The organism is Verrucosispora sp. ts21, from assembly GCF_002879555.1.
GTDB lineage: Bacteria > Actinomycetota > Actinomycetes > Mycobacteriales > Micromonosporaceae > Micromonospora > Micromonospora gifhornensis.
Map to the genome: position 1 here is coordinate 140,545 of NZ_PNOZ01000003.1, position 20,073 is coordinate 160,617.

Consider the following 20,073-nt stretch of genomic DNA (forward strand, 5'->3'; position numbering starts at 1 on the left):
TAGGCTAACCTAACCTAACTGCCTGTCAAGTCCCGCACGGCGTTTCGCACCGCACTGGAGTTCACACTGTCCGTCACCGAGTCGCCTCCCGCCGCGACACCACTGCGGGACCAACCACCGCCGCGGGCAGGTCATGCCGCGTCACGCGCCGCCGGCCTCGCCGTCGCCGCACTGGCTCTGGTCGTCGTGGTGGTGCTCAGCATCGCCGTCGGCGCCAAACCGATCCCGCTGACCCAGGTGTGGGCGGCCCTCACCGATCCGGGTGCCGTCGACTACGCCGTCGTGCACGACATGCGCCTGCCCCGAACCCTGCTCGGGCTGCTCGCCGGCCTGGCGCTCGGCACGGCCGGTGCGGCGATGCAGGCGCTGACCCGCAACCCGCTGGCCGACCCCGGTCTGCTCGGCATCAACGCCGGCGCCGCCGCCGCGATCGCCACCGCCTCGTTGCTGTTCGGTGTGGGCGGCGGCACCGGTCAGGTCTGGTTCGCGCTCGGCGGCGCCGCCGCGGTCACCGTGGGCGTGTACGCCGTCGGTGGTGGCCGGACCGCCACCCCGGCCCGGCTGGCGTTGGCCGGCGCGGCGCTCAACGCGGCCCTGTACTCGTACGTCAGCGCGGTGATGCTGCTCGACTCGGCCGGGCTGCAACGGCTGCGGTTCTGGACCGTCGGCTCGCTGGCCAGCGCCGACGACGCCACCGTACGGCGGGTCCTGCCGTTCATCGCGGTCGGTCTGGTGGCCGCCCTGGCCGCCGCCCGACCGCTCAACGCGTTGGCCCTCGGCGACGACACCGCCCGCGCCCTGGGCGCCCGACCGGCGTGGATCCGGGCCGCGGTGATCGCCGCCATCACGCTGCTCTGCGGCGCCGCCACCGCCGCCTGCGGGCCGATCGTCTTCGTCGGGCTGCTGGTGCCGCACCTGGTGCGTACGCTCACCGGACCTGACCTGCGGTGGCTGCTGCCGTACTGTGCGCTGCTGGCGCCGGTGCTGCTGCTCGGCGCCGACGTGCTCGGTCGGGTCCTCGGCCGTCCCGGCGAGTTGCAGGTGGGGCTGGTCACCGCCGTGCTCGGCGGTCCGCTCTTCCTCTGGCTGGTGACCCGGACGAGGACGGCCCGCCCATGATCGTGATTCGGGTTCCGGGCCGCCTGTCGGTGCGGCTGCACCCCCGCGCCCTCGCCGTCGGGACGACCGGCCTGCTGCTCACGCTCGCCGTCGGTGTGCTGGCCGTCGGCCACGGCGACTATCCGATGTCCCCGGCCGACGTGCTGCGCACGCTCACCGGTGGCGGCAGCCCCGCCGAGGATTTCATCGTCACCCAGTTGCGCCTGCCCCGGCTGGTCACCGCGTTGGCCGTGGGCGCCGCGCTCGGGCTGGCCGGTGCGGTGTTCCAGGCCCTGGTCCGCAACCCGCTGGGCAGCCCCGACGTGCTCGGCTTCACCCAGGGTGCGGCGACCGGCGCGCTGATCGTGGTGGTCGTCGGCGGCAGCAGCGCCGCCCTGGCCGGGGCCGCTGCGATCGGCGGTGTGCTCACCGGCCTGCTGATCTACCTGGTCGCCTGGCGGCGTGGCGTACACGGCTACCGGCTGGTGCTTGTCGGCATCGGCGTGTCGGCCATCCTCACCGGCGTCAACGGCTACCTGCTGACCCGCGCCCCGCTGATGGAGGCGGCCCGGGCGATGCTCTGGCTCACCGGCAGCCTCGACGGTCGCGGCTGGTCCGACGCCGCGCCGCTGCTGGCCGCCCTCGCGGTCACCGTACCGGTGCTGCTGGCCTGCGGCCCGGCGCTGCGGATGACCGAGTTGGGCGACGACGCGGCCACCGGGCTCGGCGTACCCGTGCCCCGGCTGCGGATGCTGCTGCTGGCCGCGGCGGTCATCCTGGTCTCCCTGTCGGCGGCCGCCGCCGGCCCGGTGTCGTTCGTCGCGCTCACCGCCCCGCACCTGGCCCGTAGGCTGACCCGGGCACCCGGCACCAACCTGCTGCCCGCCGCGATCATCGGCGCGCTGATCATCGTGGTCGCCGACCAGGTGGCGCTGCGGGCCTTCCCCAGCCAACTGCCGGTCGGCGTGGTGACCGGGGTGCTCGGTGGCGGCTACCTGGTCTGGCTGCTGGCCATGCAGCGCCGGGCGGGCCGGCTGTGATCCGCGACAACGAGAACGGAGCGACAAGCATGCCGACCTCCCGGCTGGGTGGCAGCGGACTGCGGCTGGCCTACGAACGGCGGGTGGTCGCCGACGACCTGACCGTCGCCGTGCCGGACCGGTCCTTCACGGTCATCATCGGCCCGAACGCCTGCGGCAAGTCCACCCTGCTGCGGGCGCTGTCCCGGCTGCTGAAACCGGCCGTCGGGGCGGTGCTGCTCGACGGTGAGGACATCCAGCGACGGCCGGCCCGGGCGGTGGCCCGTACCCTCGGGCTGCTGCCGCAGTCGCCGATCGCGCCGGACGGCATCGGGGTGGCCGACCTGGTGGCCCGGGGCCGCTACCCGCACCAGGGGCTGCTGCGCCAGTGGTCCCGCGACGACGAACGGATCGTGGCGGAGGCGATGGCCGCGACAGGTGTCGCCGACCTGGCCGACCGGCTGGTCGACGAGCTTTCCGGCGGCCAGCGGCAACGGGTCTGGTTGGCCATGGCGCTGGCCCAGCAGACCCCGCTGCTGCTGCTCGACGAGCCGACCACCTACCTGGACATCGCCCACCAGATCGAGGTCCTCGACCTGTGCGCCCGGCTGCACGAGGAACAGGGCCGTACCCTTGTCGCGGTGTTGCACGACCTCAACCACGCCGCCCGCTACGCCACCCACCTGATCGCGATGCGCGACGGACGGGTGGTGGCCGCCGGTGAGCCCGGCCAGATCGTCACCGCCGAGCTGGTCGAGGAGGTATTCGGGCTGCCCTGCCGGGTCATCGACGACCCGGAGACCGGCACCCCGCTTGTCATCCCGGCCGCCCGCATCCGCACCGGAGGCCGGGCATGAGCAAGCGGTACCGCGACGGGTACGGGATTCCGCATCTGCGCGCCGACGACCATGAGGCGCTGGCGTTCGCCCAGGGCCGGGTCACCGCGCGGGACCGGGCCTGGCAGATCGAGGTGGAACGGCACCGCTCCCAGGGCAGTAGCGCCGCCTTCCTCGGGCCGGAGGCGCTGAGCTGGGACAGCTTCGCCCGCCGGGTACGGCTGGACGACACCGCCCGCCGCTGCCATGCCGCCCTCGACCCGGCGACCGCCGCGTGGGTGGGTCGCTACGTCGACGGGGTCAACGCCGGGCTGGCCGCCGGTGCGGCACGCGCACCCGAGTTCGCCGCCACCGGGCTGAGCCCCGGACGCTGGGAGCCGTGGACGCCGCTGGCGATCTGGCTCGGCCACCATGTGCTCTTCGCCGGCTTCCCGGGCAAGCTCTGGCGCGAACACGTGATCCGCCGGCTCGGTCCGGGCGCGGCCCGACTGTTCGCCGTCGACGGGCACGGCACCTCCGGCAGCAACGGCTGGCTGCTGGCTGGCGAGCGCACCGCCACCGGCACGGCGCTGATCGCCGGTGACCCGCACCGCTTCATCGAGGCCCCCGGCATCTACCAGCAGATCCGGCTGGCCTGCCCGGAGTACGACGTGCTCGGCTTCGCCGTGCCCGGCGTACCGGGCATCGCCCACTTCGGGCACGCCGGCACGGTCGCCTGGGCCATCACCAACGCTTCCGCCGACTACCAGGACGTGTACGCCGAACGGCTGCGCCGCGACGGTGACGGCGTGCAGGCGTACGGGCCGCAGGGGTGGCAGCCGGTGCACCGGCACGTCGAGACCATCGAGGTGGCCGGTGCTGATCCGGTCGAGGTCGAGGTGATCGAGACCGAGCGGGGGCCGGTGATCTCCGGCGGTTCCGACGAGCCGCCCGAGGTGACGGTCAGCCTGCGGTATCCGCCCCGGGTCACCGGCGACCTCGGCTTCGCCGTACTGCCCGCGCTGCTGCGCGCCCGTACCGTCGGCGATCTGGACACCGCCCTCGACGACTGGGTGGAGCCGGTCAACGTGGTGCTGGCCGCGGACACCGCCGGTGGGCTGCTGCACCGGGTCGCCGGCCGGGTCCCCCGCCGACACCCGGACAACGGGCTGCGGGTGGTGCCCGCCTGGGAGCCCGCGTACGCCTGGCAGGGCTGGCATTCGATGCCGAAGCGCCCGGTCGACCAGGTTGCGGTGATGGCCAACGAACGCAGCATCTCCGCCGGCCTCGGCGTGGAGTACGCCCCGCCGTACCGGGCCGACCGGATCCGTGAGCTGCTCGGCGAGCGCACCGACTGGCGGGCCGAGCAGATGGCCTCCGTGCACACCGACACCTACCTGGCGGCGGCCGGACCGCTGCTGGACCTGCTCGCCGACGTCGACGGTCTCAGCGCACCGGCGCAGGCGCTGCGGGATCGGTTGCTGCGCTGGGACCGCCGGATGGTTGCCGACAGCGTCGACGCGGCCCGCTTCGCCGACCTGCGGGCGGCGGTGGTCCACGCGCTCGCCGCCCACCCGGCGCTGGCCGAGCTGACCGCACCACCGGCCCACCCGGAGGTGTTCACACCCTGGCTGGCCCTGCTGCCCCGGATCGGGTACGCGCTGCCCTCGCTGCTGCGCGCCGACCTGCCCGGCCTCGACCCGGCGGAACTGGTGCGGACGGCGGCCGAACAGGTCGCGGCGGCCGACGACACCCGACGCTGGGGTGAGCGGCACCGGCTCGCGGCGTGGCGGGCGCTGCCCGACCCGGCCGCCGCACCGGGACCGGAACTGGCCGGGGACCACGACTGCGTGCTGGCCACCTCCAGCATTCCCGGCGTCACCGACCTGTGCGGACGCGGCCCGTCCGCCCGCTACGTGTGGGACCTGGGCCGGCGGGAGAACAGCCGGTGGGTGGTGCCGCTGGGCGCCACCGGCGCCGGGCCGCACCACGACGACCAACTGCCCCTGTGGGTACGCGGCGACCTGATCGAGGTGACAGGCGACTGGGACCGGCTGACCGAGGAGCACGATGACTGACCACTACCAGCGGCAGGTCCCCGGCTTCGGGACGGTCACCTTCCGGCCGGTCGACCCGGACGCCGACGCCGAGGTCATCCACGGCTGGACCAGCCAGGAACGGGCCCGGTTCTGGGGGATGCGCGACGCCGACCGCGACCGGGTCGCCGAGATCTACCGGTACGTCGACTCGCTGCCCACCCACCACGCCTGGCTGACCCTGCGCGACGGGCAGCCGGTGGCGCTGTTCCAGACCTACCAGCCCGAACACGACCCGGTCGGCGAGTGCTACCCGGTACGCCCCGGCGACCACGGCGGTCACCTGCTGATCGGCACCCCGGTACGGCCCGAGCCGGGCTTCACCGGCACCCTGCTGGCCGAGTTCATCGCGTTCGTCTTCACCGACCCCACCCGGCTGCGGCTGGTGATGGAGCCGGACGCCCGCAACGACAAGGCGATCGCCCGACTGAGGCGGGCAGGTTTCGTCGAAGGGCCGCTGATCGACCTGCCGCACAAGCGGGCCCGGCTGATGTTCCTCGACCGCGCCTCGGACCCCGCCGACGGCCCACCCGCCGCCGTTTCAGCCCACGGGCGGTGAGCCGGCCCGCCGATTGTGTCGGACTCGGGTGATTGGATCGGCGAAACTCGAATGGGGGCACGGTGGGACGCAACGCGATCATCTTCCACGGGACCGGCGGCAGCCCGGACAACTGCTGGTATCGCTGGCTGGCCGGGCGGCTCACCACCCGGGGCTATGCCGTCGAGGTGCCGCACCACCTGGGCATCAACGTCGAGCCGATCTCCACGTTCCTGCCGAAGGTGCTGGGCAGCCACACCTTTGACGAGGACACCGTCCTGGTGGGGCATTCCGGCGGGGCGGCCCTGCTGCTCGCGCTCCTGGAACACCTGGACGTGACAGTCGCCCAGGCGATCCTGGTCGCCGGCTACTGCACCCCACCCAACGCCGAGGAGGAGCCGGTCCTGCAACCGAGCTACGACTGGGCCGCGATCCGGGAGCACGTGCGGGACATCTACTTCGTCAACTCCCGCACCGATCCGTACGGCTGCGACGACCGGCAGGGACGGGCCATGTTCGAACGGCTCGGCGGCACCCAGATCGTGCGCGACGACGGGCACTTCGGTGACTACGACCAGCCGTTCGAGCGGTTCGACCTGCTCGACCGGCTCATCCCCTGACGCTTCGCGCCAGGTCGGTCCGCGCCGCCGTCATCGCCCGGGGATGGCGATGCGGGCCAGGGCTCCGTTTTCCAGTGCCGTCCACAGGGCCCCGTCGGGTCCGAGGGTGATGCCGTGCGGCTCCGAGCGAGGGGTCGGCAGGTCGTGGACGTCGATGATCCCGTCCGGGGTGATGGACCCGACCCGGTTGCCGGCCCACTCGGTGAACCACAGGCGGCCATCGCCGTCGCTGGTGATGGCGTGCGGCCGGGCGGCGCGGTGCGGTAGCGGGAACTCGGTGATCGTGCCGTCGGGGGTGATCCGCCCGATCTGGCCGGCGGCGATCTCGACGAACCAGACCGCGCCGTCGGGGCCGGTGGTGATGCCCACCGGGGCGGCGGCTTCCGTCGGCAGCGGACAGGTGGTGATGGTGCCGTCCATGTCGATCCGGCCGATCGCGTTGGCCTGGTTCATCGTGAACCACATGCCGCCGTCGGTGCCTGCGGTGATGGCCGAGGGGTAGGCACCGGTGACCGGGAGCGGGAACTCGGTGCTCTCTCCACCGGGGGTGATCCGGCCGATGCGGTCGGCGTTCATCTCGGTGAACCACAGGGCGCCGTCGGGCCCGGCGGCGATGCCGTACGGTCCGCCGTCGCGGCTGGGCACAGGAAATCGGGTGATCACCCCGTCGGCGGTGATCCGGCCGATGTGGTGGGCCCGCGACTCGGTGAACCACAGCGCACCGTCGGGGCCGGTGGTGATGATCGTGGGCTGCCCGGCCGGGTCGAGTTGGTAGGTGGTGGGTTCCTCGCCCGGGACCATGCGTCCGATCTGGCCGGCGTGGACGAGGGTGAACCACAGGGCACCGTCGGGGCCGGTGGTGATGCCGTACGGGCCGGCACCGGGGTCGACCACCGCGTACTCCTCAATGACGGTCATGGTGTCTGCTCCAGTCCGTTTGCGACGGCGATGGCTTCGATCTCGGTCCCGTTCACTAAAGCTACACATGTAGCTATAGCATCGTGGCATGGCGTCGCCGCGACCGACAAGCGAACTTCCCGACGACTCCGGGACCGGCCGGGCGTGCCGCCCCGGTGGGCGCAGTGCCGCGGTACGCCGTCGGGTGCTGGACGCCGCGCTCGCCCAGCTGGTGCAGCACGGCTACGACTCGCTGAGCATCGACGTGGTGGCTGAGCGCTCCGGCGTACACCGCACGACTGTGTATCGGCGCTGGCGGGATGTCGGTGGCCTGCTGGCCGACGTCCTGCACGAGGCCAGCGTCGACGCCTGGCGTCCACCCGACACCGGTTCACTCGAAGGCGACCTGGTCGAGGTGAACCAGGAGGTCCATGCCGCACTGACCGGTGATCCGGTGACCGTCGCGCTGATCGCCGCGTCGTTCCGATCCACGCAGGCCGCCGCAGCCCTCCGTGCCTTCTGGACGGACCGGTACGACCGCTGCACCGACATCGTGCGACGTGCGGTCGACCGGGGTGAAATCCCGGCGGCCACCGATGCTCGTCGGCTGCTCATCGCCGCGACCGCCCCGCTGTATCACGAGCTGGTACTCCTGCGGTCCGCGCCCGATGCCCGCCTTCCCGAACAGGCGGCCCGCAGCGCAGCCACCGCCGCCCGTGCCGGCGCGTTCGGCTGAGCTGCCGAGCGGCTGCGGGATGCTCAGGGCTGCCGGGCGTCGAGCCGCGCGATCCGGCGTGCGCCGGCCGTGAGTCGATAGCTGGCGTCGAGCAGTTCGCCGACCTCGTCCCAGTCGGTGTCGTCGGTCAGGTCCACCCCCACCCAGCCGGAGGGGCCCAGGTAAGCCGGAACGAAGCACCGCTCCTCCGTCAGCAGCGCCGCGCGCTCCTCGGGGTCGACAAGCACCATCACCGACTGGTCGTGCTGACGATAGACGCCGTCGACCTTCACCGAGCCGCCGTAGTAGGCGAAGACCTTCGTGGTGAAGAAGGCAGGACGTCCATGGGAGACCTTCTCGGCCGCGTCGGGGAAGGCCAGGGCGAGCGTCCGCACCCGGCCCAGGATCGGGTCCGCCTCGTCGAACATGATGGGATGCGGCATATCAGAAGGTAACCACATCCCGGCTGCCCTGCTTCGCCCTGCTCCACCGGTCCGCGAGTGCGTGTCCTGCCGAATCCGACCGTGGGACGGCCGACCGCAGCATCAGACCAGCGCAGATCAGGTCGCCGTCCGGGCCGATGATCACGGCGCCGTCGACAAGTCTGGCCCCGACGAACCCGGACAGGATGCCCGGACGCTGCGCCGGGCCGACCCTTGTCTCCCCGTACTCACCCATGTCGTAGGAGGGGTACGGGCCCTCCTTCGCCAGCATCAACCGGTCACCCATGCCGTGCAGGCCGACGGCAGGGCGGATTCGAAGTGCAGCCACGCGTGCAGCAGGCTCGCAGCGTCGGGCTCGCATCGTCCGGCGTACCAGTACCGGGCTTCCGTCACCGCCTCGAGCCGTCGGCCCGCCATGTCGTCGAGCCAGGATGCGACCATCCGAGGGTCGCCGAACCCCACGTACGGTGTCGGGTGTTCGATGCCCAGGGCCTGCCACACGGCGCGGGCGGTGGCCTCGTGGACGTCTCCCGTAGTCGTGTCGACCTCGGTGGTGAGCACGTCGGTCACCGTGACCTTCGCCGCCGCCGGGAGGCCGCGCAGCGCCCACCGAGCGCCCAGGTCGGCTTCCCGTCGGTGTGCTGTGGTGACGGCAGCGGTCACCTCCACCTCAGGCCCACTCGATGGCGCGACCTCGACGGTGACCGCAGCGAATCGCGAGGTGCGGCTCGTCTGCCGCAGCAGCCGGTAGGTGGTCGTCATCCTGATGACTCCAGCCGCAGCGGGTCGCAGGGAACGAGAAGCATCATGCCCTGATGCTGCCCGACCCCGTGCCACGGCCACCAACGGTTATCCCGCTGCGCCTCGTCGGCAGATGCACGCCCCTTCTACGGTGAGCACATGTGGTGGTATCTCCTGCTCGCCGGCATCGGGCTCGCCATGGGCATCGCAGTCCTGATCTACAGGCGTGGCCGTCGCCAGCCGCAGACCGTCGAGGAGAAGGCGGCAGCCGCACGATCCGCAATGCGTGCCATCCGCCGTGATTCGCCGCGCCCTCGTCGCGGCGTCGTCGGGCCGGGCGGAGGGGTGCCCGACCGGCACTCCGCCGCCATCGCGGAGAACGCCGTCTACGGCGACGCGGCACACTTCGGCTCAGGCGGTGGCGGAGGGGGAACGGACTGACAAGCGACGGGAGCTGCTGGTCATGAATGAAGGCTCACCCGGCGCACCGGCCGGACGAACGTGGCGGTGGTGGCCTGCGCTGCGGCTCGCTCTGGTTCTCCTCTGGCTGCTCGCGGCGGGGATGACCTGGTGGACGGCTCCCCGGCAGCAGGGCTACGACCAGGCGAGGGCGGACGCCGCTGCGGGCCGCATCACGGCATACCAGTGGGGCGACCGATGGGAGGTCAGCACCCCTCCACGATGGTTCGACGCTCCCGCCTTGCACAGCTCCGACACCCTCGGTCCCCTGTTCGCGTGGAGAACCCCCGACGGCCGGAGGCACTGGACCGACACCGACCGGTTCGACCAGGTGACCATCACCGACACCGTCGACAATGGCAGCTACTCCGGGCCTGGTGCCATCGGTGTCGCGCAGGACCTGCGAGCCTCCGGCCTCGAACACCGGGCCGGCGCACTCCACCTACCGACACCCGTCGTCATCTGGGCGGGTCTCGTCCTCGCTGTCATCTCTGTCGGCGTCGTCGTCGCCGGACCGGCTCCGGTACGGGGCACTCGGTGGTTCTGGTTCTGGCTGATCTCCATCACACCGTACGGCCTCGGGTTGCTGTACTGGTGGGCCCGGGAGCACCCGTGGTCGGCCTCGGCGACTCCGGCCGGGCACGTTGACCGGCGAGACAGCGGCATCCTTGGTCTCGGACTGGGCATCCTCGCGTCGATCGTGATCAGCCTTGTCCTGCTGGCCCTCCACACAGCCCTCGGCGACCGGTGGGTGCCACAGCCTGGCACCTAGCCCCGCGCGTCGGCGTCCCATTCGGTGGCGAGTAGCCCGAGAACGACCTGGTCAGCGAATTCCCCATGCACCCATGCCGCGCGGCGCAGGGTGCCTTCGCGCACGAACCCGGCCTGGGTGGCTGCTCGGATCATCGCGGCGTTGTCGGCCAGCGTCTCGACCTGCAACCGATGCAGGCCGCGGACCGTCAGCACGAGGGGATCCGGACGCTAGGCCAGTTCGCAGCGTTCCGACAGGGCGTAGCGGGTCAGCACCACGTCGCCGATCTGGCGGGCTTCGACCACCTGGGCGCGTCGGGCGGAATGCCACGGGAACCGGCCGTCACCGACGAAGCGGGGTGCCCGACGGTCGCCCACGAAGAAGGGGGCCACCACCAGGTGCAGTTCGTCGGCGAGCCCCGCGGTGAGGAACTGGCCGTGGACCAGGGCACCACCTTCCACAAGCAGTCGGCGTACTCCTCGGTCGGCCAGGTCGGTCAGGGCCCGGGACAGGTCGATCGGGTCACCGGCGTCGACCACTGTGGCCCGCTCCCCCACCCGGTGCCGGGTCTTCTCCAAGGCGGCGCTGGCACAGTAGACGATCCGCTCGGTGTCACCGACGGTGAAGAACCGGGCCGCCGGGTCCAGGTCCCCGCAGCCGGTCACTGTCACCCGGATCGGGGACTCCGGCAGGCCACGGGCGATCCGGTCGGCGCGGCGGCGGTCGCAGCGCACCAGCAGGCGAGGGTCGTCGCGGCGGACGGTGCCGGCACCCACCAGGATGGCGTCGCAGCTGGCACGTACCTCGTCGACCCGGTCCAGGTCGGCGTCGTTGGACAGCATCAGCCGTTCGTCGGTGGCGTCGTCGATGTAGCCGTCGATCGAGGTGGCGCAGCTGAGCAGCACGTACGGCCGGCGGGCCGTGGCCGGGCCGGTCACCGGACTGCGGGGAGGTCGGCGGCACGGGCGGCGCGGCTGGCCTTCGCCGCGAGGTAGTCGGCGTTGGCCGGGGAGAGGAACATGCCGGTGGGCACCTGCTCGGTCACGGTGACGCCGAGCCGGCTGAGCTGGTCGGTCTTCTCCGGGTTGTTCGTCAACACCGCGATCGGCCCGACGCCCAGCGCGGTGAGCATCTGCGCGGCGACGGTGTAGTCCCGCTCGTCCTCGTCGTGGCCGAGAGCGACGTTGGCCTCGAAGGTGTCCAGCCCGGCGTCCTGCAGGGCGTACGCGTCGAGCTTGGCGTACAGGCCGATGCCGCGACCCTCCTGCCGCAGGTAGAGCAGGTACCCGCCGGCCTCGGCGATGCGCTGCACGGCCTCGCGCAACTGGGGACCGCAGTCGCAGCGCTGGCTGCCGAACACGTCGCCGGTCAGGCACTCGCTGTGTGGACGGACCAGCGGCACGGCCCCGGCGGCGGTGTGGTCACCGAGGGCGAAGGCGAGGTGCTCGCGACCGTCGACCAGCCCGTCGAAGGTGTGCAGCCGGGCGGTGGTCTGGTATCCGTCGGAGAAGCGCAGCGGCACGGTGACCTGCGTCCGGATGGTGGCGGCAGGCAGTGATTCGGACATGGCTCTCCTCGTCAGACGGTGGCGGGTACACGGACACGACGGGCCAGCAGCACGGCGGCTCCGGGCAGGCTCGCGACGAGCACCAGGGCGCCGTACACCGTTGCGGTGGCCACCCCCTCGGCGGCGGTCAGGCCGGCGGCGGCGAACGCCCACGCGGCCACCCCCTCGCGGGGGCCGAACCCGGCGACGTTGGCCGGCACCCCCATCGCGAGCAGGGCCAGCAGGGTCAACGGCAGCAGCAGGGTCAGCGGGGCGGTGGAACCGGCAGTTCGGGCGGCCACCAGGAACGTGGCGAGGTGCCCGGCGACCGCGAGCGCGGAGGCGACCAGCACCCCGGCCCAGGTGCGCTTGCCCAGCAACCCGGCACGTACGTCGGCCACGGCGGTGACCATCGCGCGGGTGAACCGGGAGGCACCCGAGTGCGGCAGCAGGCGGGCGGCCAGCACCACGGCGACAAGCGCGGTCACCACGACCGCGGTGGCCACCGGCAGGTACGGTCGCACCGGCGACGGGAAGGCGAACAGCAGCACCACGGCGACGGCGACCAGGACGACCTGGCCGGCGACACGCTCCCAGACCACGGCCCGGATGCCCCGACCGACGTCACCGACGTCACGGCCGTGCCGTACCGCCCGGTGCACGTCGCCGAGGATCCCGCCGGGCAGGGTGGCGTTGAGGAAGACGGCCCGGTAGCAGTGGGCCACGGCTTCGCGCAGCGGCATCCCCACGCCGAGCCCGCCGGCGACCAGGCTCCACCGCCAGGCGACACAGACGGTGGTGAGCGCGCCCAAGGCCAGCGCGGCAGCCAGCGCGGGGGCGTCGATCAGGCGCAGCCCGGCCAGGAACGGCCCGGTGCCCAGCCAGCACAGCAGCCCCACCAGCACGGCGAGCCCGAGTGCCAGGCGCAGCCAGCCCCAGAAGGACCGGCCGGTCGGGGCCGCCGTGGACCCGACGTCACCAGCTTCGTCCGCCACGCAAGCCTCCCGGCATGGTGATCTTTCCCTGACTGTACGCACGTAACTCGCGGGCCGCCGGTTCAACGGGGTACGGCCAGCAGGTCGGTGTGATCGACCAGTACCCCGAGTCGGCCCGCGTTAGCCTCGTTGCGTCGACGCTTGGCGTACTCGTGGGTGAGATCGACAAGTTCCGGGCGTTGCTCGCAGGCCGCGTCGAGCCAGCCGGTGAACCACTGCGCGGTCAGGGCGGCCTGCTCCGGCCCGAGCCGCCACGGGCTGGGCCGGGTCTGCACGGTCATTCCGTGCCGGGTGAACGCCGCCGCGCAGGCGTCGACGGCGTCGGGGCCGAGCAGTCGACGGGCCCCCACGGCGCGGCGCTGGTGGGCGTTGAACGCGTCGGCGATCTCGACGTCGAGGGGGTCGGCCGGGGTCAGTTGCACGGTGCCGGTGACCGAGATCAGGAACAGCGCCGGGCTGCCGGCCTCCGCGCAGGCCGCGACCAGCCGTTCGATCTCGGCGGCGGTGAGCATGTCGAGCAGCGCCGAGGCGGTGACCAGCGCCGCGCCGGCCAGGTCGGTGGCGGTGAGCCGGGTCAGGTCACCGCGGCGGGTCTGCACCGTCACCGGCGCGCTGTCGGCGGCGACGGTGGGCATGCCGGCGCGGGCCCGAGCCAGCAGGTCCGGGTCCTGGTCGTAGAGGACCCAGTGCTGCGGGCCGGGCAGCAGCGGGGCCAGCCAGCGGCCCAGCGAGCCGGTGCCGGCCCCCAGGTCATGCACCACGTACGGCGTACTGCCGGGCAGCGTGGCGCGTACCGTGTCGACCAGGTCCGTGGCGCGGGCGGCCACGTCGGCCGGCTCCCGCAGCGCGAGCCACTGCGCGAAGTCCGGCGGCAGCTCGACGGGCGCATCCTGGACTGCCTGCTGCTCGGTCATGACGCCATCGCCTCTTCCAGGGCCGTGGTGATCCGGGTGGTGGTGCTCGTCCAGTCGTCGAGGGTGCTCCGTCGCCGGGCGGCGATGCGGCGCAGCCGCGCCCGTAGGGTCGCCTCGTCCAGCCAGCGGCGCAGCGCGTCGGCCAGCGCCGCCGGCTGCTCGGGCGGCACCAGCACGCCGGGGCGTTCCCCGCCGACGTGGCCGAGGGCGTCGGGCAGGCCACCGACCGCCGTGGCGAGCACCGGGATGCCGCGCGCCAACGCCTCGGTGACCACCATCCCGTACGTCTCCCCGCGTGACGGGTGCACCAGCAGGTCGGCGGCGGCGTACGCGGCGGCCAGCCGGTCACCGGACAGCGGACCGGCCAGCCGGATCCGGTCGCCGAGCCGGTGGGTGGTGATCTGCGTGCGGAGCCGGTCGACGAAGTCCGGTTCGCGGTGCAGCGGGCCGACGCAGGTGAGCGTCCAGTCCCGGTCGGTCACCGCCGCCAACGCCTCGACCAGCAGGTCGTGGCCCTTGTGGGCGGCGACCGCGGCGACGCAGAGCAGCGCCGAACCGGCCGGCGATCCGGTGACCGGCGGCGCCGGGTCCACCCCGGGGGCGGCGACGTGCACCAGCGACGGCGGCAGCGCGTACTGGTGCAGCAACCGGTCGCGGGTCCAGGTGCTGGTGGCGACGATGACGGTGGCGCTGGCCAGGGCCTGCGCCTCGGTGTCGTCGTCGCGCGGCAGGTGCACCAGCGGGACCAGCCGCAACCGCCGGGCCTGCGCGGCGAGGGTGTCCGGCACCACCGAGGCGACCAGCCCGTCGACCAGGACGAGCGCGCCGTCGGGCAGGGCGGTGAGCAGTTCGGCGAGCCGGGCGTGTTCCGCCGGGGACGGGGTCGGCCACGCTCCCGGTACGGGATGTTCGCGTACCGACCAGCCGGCGGCAGCGAGCCCGGCGCAGATCCGCCGGTCGTAGCCGTTGCCGCCGCTGGGCGTGGCCGGATCGTCGATGTCGCCGGGCAGCACCACGTGCACGCTCGGCACGTCAGGCGCCGGTGCCGCTCGCCCCCGGCAGTGACCGTTCGTAGCTGGCCCAGGCGACGTGTGACTCGTGCAGGGTGACGGTGATGCCGGTCAGCCCGTGCGCGCCGGCGCCCAGGTCGCCGGCGTGCACCCGGTCGGCGAGCCGGTCGGCGATGGTTCGGGCCAGCACCTCGGTGGTGGTGTTGGTGCCGGCGAAGGCGGGCTCGTCGTCCAGGTTTCGGTAGTTCAGTTCGCCGAGCACGGCCTTGAGCTGGTCGGTGGCCAGCCCGATGTCGACCACGATGCCGTCGGCGTCGAGATCCGGGCGGCGGAACGTGGCGTCGACCACGAACGTCGCGCCGTGCAGCCGCTGCGCGGGGCCGAAGACGTCGCCCCGGAAGCTGTGGGCGATCATGATGTGGTCACGTACGGTCACACTGAACACGGAGTCACTCCCCGTCGTAGGTGATGAGGTGGCACAGCGCGGGCAGGCTGCCGGCGCTGAGTCGGGCAAGGACGTCGGGCAGGTCCGCGAACGCCGACCGCCCGGTGATCAACGCGTCGAAGACCGGGTCGGCCAGCAGGTCGAGGGCGAGCGCCATCCGGTCGGCGTACCCTCGGCTGCTGCGCCGCGCGGGGGCGACCATGCCGACCTGGCTGCTGCGGATGGTCAGCCGCCCGGAGTGGAAGGCCGCGCCGAGGGAGAGCTGCACCTGGCGGTCGCCGTACCAGCTCAGTTCGAGCACGGTGCCTTCGGCGGCGAGCAGGTCCAGGCTGCGTTGCAGGCCGGCGGCGCTGGCGCTGGCGTGCACTACCAGGTCGCGGCCGCCGGTCGCCGCCTCGGGGGTGGCGAAGTCGACGCCGAGCGCGGCGGCCACCTCGGCCCGGGTCGGGTCGGTGTCGACGAGTTCCACCGCCACGCCGGGGAAGCGGGCCAGCAGCGCCGCGACGGCGCAGCCGACCATGCCGGCGCCCACCACGCTGACCCGGTCGCCGAGCAGCGGTGGCGCGTCCCACAGCGCGTTGACCGCGGTCTCCACTGTGCCGGCCAGCACCGCGCGGGACGCCGGCACCTGCTCCGGTACGACGGTCACCGCGTCGACCGGCACCACGTACGCGCTCTGGTGCGGGTACAGGCAGAACACCGTACGTCCGCGCAGGTGGGCCGGGCCCTGTTCGACCTCGCCCACGTTGAGGTAGCCGTACTTGACCGGGGCCGGGAAGTCGCCCTCCTGGAACGGGGCGCGCATCGTGGCGTACTGGCTGTCCGGCACCTTACCGGCGAAAACCAGGGTCTCGGTGCCTCGGCTGACTCCGGAAAACAGGGTGCGTACCTGCAGTTCGTCGGAGCCCGGTTCGGGTAGCGTCACCGGTCGGATCTCTCCCGCACCGGGTGCGCGCAGCCAGAAGGCGCGAGCGGGTCGCGTCACCGGTTCTTCTCCTCACCTGCGTCCGGACCGAACCGATCCGTCATGTTTTCCGTACTTCCTGACAGGGGTCGTCGATCATAAACACGGAGGCACGGTGTCCACAGTTCGAACCGGTCCGCAAATCGGGATGCTCGTCCAGGTCGTCCTGCTGGGCGGGCTCGCCACGACGGTCGGCCTCGGCGTCGCCGGCTGGCTCGCGGGCCTGACGTACGGTGCCGTGACCTGCCTGGCGCTCATCCGGGCGCTGCGGCGCACCGACTCGCCCCGGCTGGGCCCGGCCGACTGGGTCACCATGGGTCGGGGGCTGCTGGTGGGGGCGGTGACCGCGCTGATCGCCGACGCGCTGATCGCCGGGCGGCCCGCGCCGACGGTGGTGCTGGTGGTGCTGACCGTGGTCGCGCTGGCGTTGGACGCGGTCGACGGCAAGGTGGCCCGGCGGACCAGGACGGTCAGCAGGCTCGGTGCCCGCTTCGACATGGAGGTCGACTCGATCCTGGTGCTGATGTTGAGCCTCTACGTGGCGCCGTCGGTCGGGGTCTGGGTGCTCGCCATCGGCCTGATGCGGTACGCCTTCCTCGCCGCGAGCTGGGTGCTGCCCTGGATGGACGCGCAGCTTCCGCCCCGGTACTGGCGGAAGGTGGTCGCCGCGGTCCAGGGGATCGTGCTCGCCGTCGCCGCCTCCCAGCTGCTGCCCGCCCCGGTGACCCTGCTGGTGCTGCTGGCAGCGCTCGGGCTGCTGGTCGAGTCGTTCGGCCGGGACGTGGCCTGGCTGTGGCGGCGTCGTCTGCCGCGTACCGTCTCCCCGATCGTCGTCGCGACGGTGCCGCTGCGCGGTCGTCCGCTCGACCGGGTCGAGGAACCCGACCTGCCCCCCGCGCCTGTCCTGTCGCTGCGCTGACCCAGGAGAACCCCTTGTCGACCTCCGATGCTGCGCGCGCCACGAACACCGCCGAGCGCCTTCCCACGACCGACTTCCCGGACGCCGAGGCGGTGACCGAAGCCTCCGACGCCCCTGCCGCAGCCTCCGACGCCCCTGCCGCGTCCGGCCGCCGACGGATGCTGGCCCGGGTGGTCACCGTACTGGCCGTCGTGCTGGTCCTGGCCGCCTTCACCCTGCCCAACCAGCCGTGGCGGATGCAGGCCGGCGCGTTCCTGCGGATTCCGCTGGAGGCGCTGCTGCTCGCCGCCGCGCTGCTCGCGCTGCCCGGCCGACCCCGCCGGCTGGTCGCCGCCGTGGCCGGAGTGCTGCTCGGCCTGGTGGTGCTGGTGAAGATCGGCGACCTCGGGTTCTACTCGTCGTTGGGGCGGCCGTTCGACCTGGTGCTGGACTGGTCCCTGCTGGACGAGGCGTTCGCCTTCGTGGCCGAGTCGATCGGCCGGCCCGGTGCCATCGCCATCGCCGTCGGCGTCGTGCTGGTGCTGCTGGCCGTGCCGGTGCTGACCGCGCTGTCCACGGTGCGGCTCTCCCGGCTGCTGGCGCGGCACCGTACCGCCGGCACCCGGGTCGTCGCGTCGCTGGTGCTGGTCTGGGCGCTGCTTGCCGCGTTCCAGGCCCGGATCGTGACCGGTGTGCTGGTCGCCGACAGCAACGCCAGCACCATCGTCTACGAGCACGTCTCGGAGGTCCGCGAACGGATCAACGACCGGGCGGCGTTCCGTACCGAGGTGAGTGCGGACCCGTTCCGCGACGTGCCCGCAGACCAGCTGCTGACCGGGCTGCGCGGCAAGGACGTGCTCATCGCCTTCGTGGAGAGTTACGGTCGCGACGCGGTCTCCGACCCGGAGTTCGCCTCCGTGCAGCGGCTGCTCGACGACGGCGCCGGGCGGTTGCAGGCGGCCGGTTTCTCCTCGCGCAGCGGCTTCCTCACCTCGCCGACCATCGGCGGCGGCAGTTGGCTGGCACACGCCACCCTGCTGTCCGGGCTGTGGATCGACAACAACCAGCGGCACAAGAGCCTGCTGGCCAGCGACCGGTTCACCCTCGGCGACGCCTTCCGCAGCGCAGGCTGGCGTACGGTCGGGGTGATGCCGGCGGTCAACCAGGCCTGGCCGGAGGGGAAGTTCTACGGCTACGAGCAGTTCTACAGTGGCCCTGACCTCGGCTACCGGGGTCCCCGGTTCGCCTTCTCCCCGATGCCCGACCAGTACGCGATCAACGAGTTCCACTCTCGGGAGCGGGTCGGGCCGCGGGATCGGCCGGTGATGGCCGAGTTGGCGCTGGTCTCCAGCCACTCCCCCTGGACCAAGGTGCCCTCGCTCGTCGACTGGGACGACATCGACGACGGCGAGGTGTTCCGCAAGGGCATCATCGGTACGCCGACGGCACAGGCCCGCACCGGTTACCGGCACGCGGTCAGCTACAGCCTGCGTACCCTCATCTCCTACCTGGAGACCCACGGTGACGACGACACGGTGCTGGTGGTCCTCGGTGACCACCAGCCCGCGCCGGTGGTCACCGGGGACAATGCCAGCCCGGACGTGCCGATCCACCTGATCGCGAAGGATCCCGCCGTGCTGGAGCGGATCGCCGACTGGGGCTGGCAGGACGGCCTCACCCCGGACGCCGCCGCCCCGGTCTGGTCGATGGATTCCTTCCGCGACCGTTTCCTCACCACCTTCGGCTCCGCCCCGGCCCGGCCGCAGGCGCAGTCCCGCTGAGGCCGAGCCAGGTCAGAGCGTGGGGCCGGGGCGTGGGCCGGTCAGGGTGTGGGGCCGGTGGTGGTGACTACCGCCGGCTCCACTGCTGGTTGGCCTGGCCGTTGCAGGTCCAGAGGACGAGCCGGGTGCCGTTGGCGGTGCCCCCGCCGTTGGCGTCCAGGCAGAGGCCGGACTGCACGCCGGTGATGGTGCCGTTGGCGTTGACGTTCCACTGCTGGTTCGTCGCACCGTGGCAGTCGTAGATGGTGACCCGGGTGCCCGGCGAGGTGCCGTAGCCCTCGGCGTCGAGGCACTTGTTGCCGTAGACGGTGAGCGCGCGGCCGGAGGTGTAGCTCCACTGCTGGTTGGTGCCGCCGTGGCAGTCCCACAACTGCAACTGGGTGCTGTTGGCGGTGCTGTAGCCCGGCACGTCGACGCACCGGCCGGACTGGTTGCCGACGATCGCGCCGCTGGTGGGACCCGGGGTGGGGGTGGGGGTGGGAGTGCCGCCGTTACCGGGGGTGCCGATGCTGCCCGGCACCGACTGCAGGGCGTCGTACCAGACCGCGGCCATCTTGTCGTAGCCGTTGGCGGTCGGGTGGACGCCGTCGATCAGGTCGCCGGTGGTCAACGCGGCGTGCATGTTGACCAGGTGCACCCGCTTGCCCGCGTTCACCTTGCTCTGCACGATGCCGGGAATCGCGGCGTTGAAGGTGCGTACCGCCGCTGCCTGATTGGTGTTCGACAGCGTGATGATCTGCGCGACGAACACCTCCGCGTTGGGAGCGGTGTTGGTGATGCGGTCGATCAGCGTGGAGAGCCGGTTCGGTGCGCTGCTGACGTTGTAGTTCTGCAGGATGTCGTTGGTGCCGATGTGCAGCAGCACGGTCTGCGGTCGCTGCGTGTTCAGCCAGTTGACGATGTTGGCGTCGATCTGGTCGATCCGCCAGCCAGGATGCCCCTGATGGTCCCGGTCACCGAGGCTGGTCGGCCCGTTGAACTGCGAGCCGACGAAGTCCACCGTGTACCTGCCGTTGACCAGGCGCTGCCACAGGCCGATCCGGTAGCCGCCCGGGATCTGAGTGCCCTCGGTGATCGAGTCACCGAGCGGCATCACCCGTACCCCACCGTTGGACTCCGCACTGGCGGTCCCCGCCGCTGTCACCACCGCACTGACCGCCAGCCCGACCGCGGCCACCGCCGCAAGCCATCGCACCCTCATCCCCATCACCACTCCTGCCACTAGTCCTCAGCGCACACCAACAGTGTGAGCGCTAACACTCACAACAGTCGATATTCCCACCCCCACCGACCCCCGTCAACATCCACTCCCCTCCCCCACCCCGCCC

The 20,073-nt window shown here is 72.4% G+C and carries 22 protein-coding genes and 2 pseudogenes; 11 read left to right on the plus strand and 13 right to left on the minus strand.

Annotated elements, in window-relative coordinates; all coding sequences use genetic code 11:
- The first annotated feature begins 22 nt into the window (after positions 1 to 22).
- The 6 genes and pseudogenes from C1A38_RS02165 (at position 23) to C1A38_RS02190 (ending at position 6,186) form a co-directional block, all read left to right on the plus strand.
- A pseudogene (locus tag C1A38_RS02165) lies at positions 23 to 1,119 on the plus strand (FecCD family ABC transporter permease).
- Positions 1,116 to 2,138: a FecCD family ABC transporter permease gene (locus C1A38_RS02170; protein ID WP_102656132.1), complete on the plus strand. Its 1,023-nt coding sequence runs from the start codon at positions 1,116 to 1,118 to the stop codon at positions 2,136 to 2,138. The pseudogene C1A38_RS02165 and the gene C1A38_RS02170 overlap by 4 nt, the downstream one beginning before the upstream one ends.
- A 29-nt stretch (positions 2,139 to 2,167) precedes the next feature.
- Entirely contained in the window at positions 2,168 to 2,974 is an 807-nt protein-coding gene (locus C1A38_RS02175) for an ABC transporter ATP-binding protein (RefSeq protein WP_013733801.1), read from the plus strand.
- On the plus strand, positions 2,971 to 5,010 hold the full coding sequence (locus tag C1A38_RS02180) for a penicillin acylase family protein (protein WP_102656133.1): 2,040 nt from the start codon (positions 2,971 to 2,973) through the stop codon (positions 5,008 to 5,010). Before C1A38_RS02175 ends, C1A38_RS02180 begins: the two co-directional genes overlap by 4 nt.
- Positions 5,003 to 5,587, plus strand: a complete 585-nt coding sequence (locus tag C1A38_RS02185) for a GNAT family N-acetyltransferase (protein ID WP_102656134.1) — start codon at positions 5,003 to 5,005, stop codon at positions 5,585 to 5,587. The genes C1A38_RS02180 and C1A38_RS02185 overlap by 8 nt, the downstream gene beginning before the upstream one ends.
- Before the next feature lie 62 nt (positions 5,588 to 5,649).
- Positions 5,650 to 6,186 (plus strand): RBBP9/YdeN family alpha/beta hydrolase, encoded by a 537-nt coding sequence (locus C1A38_RS02190; RefSeq protein WP_102656135.1) that lies wholly within the window; start codon positions 5,650 to 5,652, stop codon positions 6,184 to 6,186.
- Positions 6,187 to 6,216: 30 nt separating this feature from the next.
- On the opposite strand, the gene C1A38_RS02195 is transcribed toward C1A38_RS02190, so the two are convergent.
- The gene (locus C1A38_RS02195; RefSeq protein ID WP_102656136.1) at positions 6,217 to 7,104 is read right to left on the minus strand and encodes a Vgb family protein; all 888 of its coding nucleotides are present in this window, start codon (positions 7,102 to 7,104) and stop codon (positions 6,217 to 6,219) included.
- Between the two features lie 184 nt (positions 7,105 to 7,288).
- Here C1A38_RS02195 and C1A38_RS02200 point away from each other — a divergent pair, with 184 nt between their 5' ends.
- Positions 7,289 to 7,819, plus strand: coding sequence for a TetR/AcrR family transcriptional regulator (locus tag C1A38_RS02200; RefSeq protein WP_199180054.1), 531 nt, complete (start codon positions 7,289 to 7,291; stop codon positions 7,817 to 7,819).
- A 23-nt stretch (positions 7,820 to 7,842) separates the two neighbouring features.
- On the opposite strand, the gene C1A38_RS02205 is transcribed toward C1A38_RS02200, so the two are convergent.
- The 3 genes from C1A38_RS02205 to C1A38_RS02215 are packed head-to-tail and all read right to left on the minus strand — an operon-like array spanning position 7,843 to position 9,003.
- Positions 7,843 to 8,226 carry an MmcQ/YjbR family DNA-binding protein gene (locus C1A38_RS02205; protein WP_233196560.1) on the minus strand — a complete coding sequence of 128 codons (384 nt, stop codon included), beginning with the start codon at positions 8,224 to 8,226 and terminating at the stop codon, positions 7,843 to 7,845.
- Positions 8,227 to 8,242: 16 nt separating this feature from the next.
- A complete protein-coding gene (locus C1A38_RS02210) occupies positions 8,243 to 8,527 on the minus strand; it encodes a hypothetical protein (protein WP_102656139.1) in 285 nt (94 codons plus the stop codon).
- Positions 8,512 to 9,003, minus strand: coding sequence for a hypothetical protein (locus tag C1A38_RS02215; RefSeq protein WP_102656140.1), 492 nt, complete (start codon positions 9,001 to 9,003; stop codon positions 8,512 to 8,514). The genes C1A38_RS02210 and C1A38_RS02215 overlap by 16 nt, the downstream gene beginning before the upstream one ends.
- 138 nt (positions 9,004 to 9,141) lie before the next feature.
- On the opposite strand from C1A38_RS02215, the gene C1A38_RS02220 reads away from it, so the two are divergent.
- Positions 9,142 to 9,423, plus strand: a complete 282-nt coding sequence (locus C1A38_RS02220) for a hypothetical protein (RefSeq protein WP_102656141.1) — start codon at positions 9,142 to 9,144, stop codon at positions 9,421 to 9,423.
- A 22-nt stretch (positions 9,424 to 9,445) separates the two neighbouring features.
- The gene (locus C1A38_RS02225) at positions 9,446 to 10,213 is read left to right on the plus strand and encodes a hypothetical protein (RefSeq protein WP_102656162.1); all 768 of its coding nucleotides are present in this window, start codon (positions 9,446 to 9,448) and stop codon (positions 10,211 to 10,213) included.
- Here C1A38_RS02225 and C1A38_RS02230 read toward each other — a convergent pair.
- From C1A38_RS02230 to C1A38_RS02265, 8 genes are all read right to left on the minus strand, one after another.
- Positions 10,210 to 10,407 carry a GNAT family N-acetyltransferase gene (locus C1A38_RS02230; RefSeq protein WP_199180049.1) on the minus strand — a complete coding sequence of 66 codons (198 nt, stop codon included), beginning with the start codon at positions 10,405 to 10,407 and terminating at the stop codon, positions 10,210 to 10,212. The two genes, C1A38_RS02225 and C1A38_RS02230, sit on opposite strands and share 4 nt — an antisense overlap.
- Positions 10,408 to 10,422: 15 nt before the next feature.
- A complete protein-coding gene (locus C1A38_RS02235) occupies positions 10,423 to 11,130 on the minus strand; it encodes a RibD family protein (protein ID WP_102656142.1) in 708 nt (235 codons plus the stop codon).
- Positions 11,127 to 11,759, minus strand: a complete 633-nt coding sequence (locus C1A38_RS02240; protein WP_102656143.1) for a GTP cyclohydrolase II — start codon at positions 11,757 to 11,759, stop codon at positions 11,127 to 11,129. Before C1A38_RS02240 ends, C1A38_RS02235 begins: the two co-directional genes overlap by 4 nt.
- A gap of 11 nt (positions 11,760 to 11,770) precedes the next feature.
- Positions 11,771 to 12,667 carry a lysylphosphatidylglycerol synthase domain-containing protein gene (locus C1A38_RS02245; protein WP_232510889.1) on the minus strand — a complete coding sequence of 299 codons (897 nt, stop codon included), beginning with the start codon at positions 12,665 to 12,667 and terminating at the stop codon, positions 11,771 to 11,773.
- Positions 12,668 to 12,795: 128 nt separating this feature from the next.
- Positions 12,796 to 13,647, minus strand: coding sequence for a class I SAM-dependent methyltransferase (locus C1A38_RS02250; RefSeq protein WP_102656144.1), 852 nt, complete (start codon positions 13,645 to 13,647; stop codon positions 12,796 to 12,798).
- Complete coding sequence (locus C1A38_RS02255; protein ID WP_102656145.1) at positions 13,644 to 14,678, minus strand: glycosyltransferase family 4 protein; 1,035 nt, start codon at positions 14,676 to 14,678, stop codon at positions 13,644 to 13,646. Before C1A38_RS02255 ends, C1A38_RS02250 begins: the two co-directional genes overlap by 4 nt.
- Before the next feature lies 1 nt (position 14,679).
- A complete protein-coding gene (locus C1A38_RS02260) occupies positions 14,680 to 15,102 on the minus strand; it encodes a 6-pyruvoyl trahydropterin synthase family protein (protein ID WP_013733787.1) in 423 nt (140 codons plus the stop codon).
- A gap of 4 nt (positions 15,103 to 15,106) precedes the next feature.
- Complete coding sequence (locus tag C1A38_RS02265) at positions 15,107 to 16,087, minus strand: zinc-dependent alcohol dehydrogenase (RefSeq protein ID WP_102656146.1); 981 nt, start codon at positions 16,085 to 16,087, stop codon at positions 15,107 to 15,109.
- Between the two features lie 127 nt (positions 16,088 to 16,214).
- Between C1A38_RS02265 and C1A38_RS02270 the strand changes: the two are divergent.
- Positions 16,215 to 16,966 (plus strand): annotated as a pseudogene (locus tag C1A38_RS02270) (CDP-alcohol phosphatidyltransferase family protein); the annotation flags it as partial.
- A gap of 15 nt (positions 16,967 to 16,981) precedes the next feature.
- Complete coding sequence (locus tag C1A38_RS02275) at positions 16,982 to 18,745, plus strand: sulfatase-like hydrolase/transferase (protein WP_502696911.1); 1,764 nt, start codon at positions 16,982 to 16,984, stop codon at positions 18,743 to 18,745.
- A gap of 67 nt (positions 18,746 to 18,812) precedes the next feature.
- Here the strand turns inward: C1A38_RS02275 and C1A38_RS02280 are convergent, their stop codons facing one another.
- Entirely contained in the window at positions 18,813 to 19,952 is a 1,140-nt protein-coding gene (locus tag C1A38_RS02280; RefSeq protein WP_102656149.1) for an RICIN domain-containing protein, read from the minus strand.
- Positions 19,953 to 20,073: the final 121 nt, after the last annotated feature.

Coding starts and splice junctions, on each gene's coding strand:
- C1A38_RS02170 (WP_102656132.1), top strand. CDS start 1,116: ATGATCGTGATTCGGGTTCCGGGCCGCCTGTCGGTGCGGCTGCACCCC.
- C1A38_RS02175 (WP_013733801.1), top strand. CDS start 2,168: ATGCCGACCTCCCGGCTGGGTGGCAGCGGACTGCGGCTGGCCTACGAA.
- C1A38_RS02180 (WP_102656133.1), top strand. CDS start 2,971: ATGAGCAAGCGGTACCGCGACGGGTACGGGATTCCGCATCTGCGCGCC.
- C1A38_RS02185 (WP_102656134.1), top strand. CDS start 5,003: ATGACTGACCACTACCAGCGGCAGGTCCCCGGCTTCGGGACGGTCACC.
- C1A38_RS02195 (WP_102656136.1), bottom strand. CDS start 7,104: ATGACCGTCATTGAGGAGTACGCGGTGGTCGACCCCGGTGCCGGCCCG.
- C1A38_RS02205 (WP_233196560.1), bottom strand. CDS start 8,226: ATGTTCGACGAGGCGGACCCGATCCTGGGCCGGGTGCGGACGCTCGCC.
- C1A38_RS02210 (WP_102656139.1), bottom strand. CDS start 8,527: ATGGGTGACCGGTTGATGCTGGCGAAGGAGGGCCCGTACCCCTCCTAC.
- C1A38_RS02215 (WP_102656140.1), bottom strand. CDS start 9,003: ATGACGACCACCTACCGGCTGCTGCGGCAGACGAGCCGCACCTCGCGA.
- C1A38_RS02220 (WP_102656141.1), top strand. CDS start 9,142: ATGTGGTGGTATCTCCTGCTCGCCGGCATCGGGCTCGCCATGGGCATC.
- C1A38_RS02225 (WP_102656162.1), top strand. CDS start 9,446: ATGAATGAAGGCTCACCCGGCGCACCGGCCGGACGAACGTGGCGGTGG.
- C1A38_RS02240 (WP_102656143.1), bottom strand. CDS start 11,759: ATGTCCGAATCACTGCCTGCCGCCACCATCCGGACGCAGGTCACCGTG.
- C1A38_RS02250 (WP_102656144.1), bottom strand. CDS start 13,647: ATGACCGAGCAGCAGGCAGTCCAGGATGCGCCCGTCGAGCTGCCGCCG.
- C1A38_RS02280 (WP_102656149.1), bottom strand. CDS start 19,952: ATGGGGATGAGGGTGCGATGGCTTGCGGCGGTGGCCGCGGTCGGGCTG.